Source organism: Bradyrhizobium sp. CFUWI (genome assembly GCF_056429085.1).
On sequence record NZ_JBWJZE010000116.1, the window covers coordinates 1 to 927 of the forward strand.

1 protein-coding gene and 1 pseudogene are annotated in these 927 nt (G+C 60.6%); both read left to right on the forward strand.

Annotated elements, in window-relative coordinates; genetic code table 11:
* Positions 1-420 (forward strand): annotated as a pseudogene (locus tag AC066S_RS38955) (copper oxidase); the annotation flags it as partial.
* Between the two features lie 48 nt (positions 421-468).
* A partial coding sequence (locus AC066S_RS38960; RefSeq protein ID WP_478271925.1) for a cupredoxin domain-containing protein occupies positions 469-927 on the forward strand: 459 nt, incomplete at its 3' end.

Here is a 927-nt window from a genome sequence, read left to right on the forward strand (position 1 = left end):
GGCCACGACATTCCCACCATGATCGGGGTGGACCATCGAGGCGTGGCCAAGAAGATCAACAACCTCATCCCCGAGTACATGGTGATGGGCGAGCGCGGCATGGCGGACATGACGGAGATGGAAATGCCCATCCCGGACAACACCATTCCGATGATGACCGGCGAGGGTCCTTTTGGCTCGGTGGAGATGGGCGGCATGTTCAGCGTTCTGAAGGTGCGCCGTGACCAGAAACCTGGCGACTACAAGAACCCGGGTTGGTACAGGCACCCCGAGGGCACCGTCGCCTACGAGTACACGGGCCCGGTGGCCAAGCCATCGCGCTTCAAGGCCGAAGGCGGGCAATCCATGCCCCGCAAGGACAAAGGCTCCTCCGATACCGTGGTCAAGGTCAAGAAGCCTTCCGCGCACAGCGGCCACTGAAAAACGTTCCTGAAGAATTTCCCCCGAATCCACTCCAACGAGGTACCTATGCAACGCAACCTTTCCCTGATCGCCGCCTGCGCCCTGGTGGCGCTGTCTTTCAACAGCTTTGCCGGTGGCAACCATGCCGGTGGCCACGGCCATGGCAGCGCTGACTCGGCCATCGGCGAACCCGGCAAAGCCGCCAAGGTCAGCCGCACCATCAACGTCGAGATGGCTGACACGATGCGCTTCACGCCTGCCAACATCGCAGTCAAACAAGGCGAGACGGTCCGTTTCGTGATCAAAAACACGGGCCAGGTCAAGCACGAGTTCAGCCTGGGCACCGAAGCCGAGCTCAAGGAACACTACGAGGTGATGAAGAAATTCCCCGACATGGAGCACGAAGAGCCCAGCAAGATCTCCCTGGCCCCAGGCAAGCAGGGTGAAATCATCTGGCAGTTCACCAAGGCCGGGGATGTGAACTTCGCGTGCCTCTACCCAGGCCACTACGACGCTGGCATGAAG